We start from the raw sequence: 421 nt of genomic DNA, 5'->3' as shown, positions 1-421 counted from the left end.
GCGGTGGCCCTGCGCGGCGTCGGCCTGTCCGACCTGAGCCGGGGGCAGGCGCTCGCGCCGCCGGACCTCCTGGTGCCGTCGCGCTGGCTCGACGTGTCGCTCACCGCGAGCCCGGGCGGCGATCCGCTCCCCGGCGGCACGGCCCTGCGCCTGCTGTTCGGCACCAGCGAGGTCGCGGCCCGCCTGCGCCTCCTCGATCGCGACGCGCTGGAGCCCGGCGCGACGGCGCCGGCGCAGCTCCATCTCGACGCGGCGGTCACCGTGCCGGCGCGCGAGCCGTTCATCCTGCGCCGCGACTCGCCGGCGATCACGGTGGCCGGCGGCCGGGTGCTCGATCCCGACAGCCGCCGCCGCAAGCGTCACGACCCGCGCGTGCTCGCCGACCTCGCCGGGCTCGCCGGCGGCGGGCCGGCCGAGGCGC

At 80.3% G+C, this 421-nt stretch carries 1 pseudogene; it reads left to right on the top strand.

The annotated features are described in order from the left end of the window. Positions 1-421 (top strand): annotated as a pseudogene (locus FV230_RS29240) (translation elongation factor); the annotation flags it as partial.

This window comes from Methylobacterium sp. WL6 (assembly GCF_008040095.1).
Classification (GTDB): Bacteria; Pseudomonadota; Alphaproteobacteria; order Rhizobiales; family Beijerinckiaceae; genus Methylobacterium.
The sequence above is the reverse complement of the archived record's forward strand: the minus strand, read 5'-3'. Positions and strand labels throughout refer to the sequence as shown.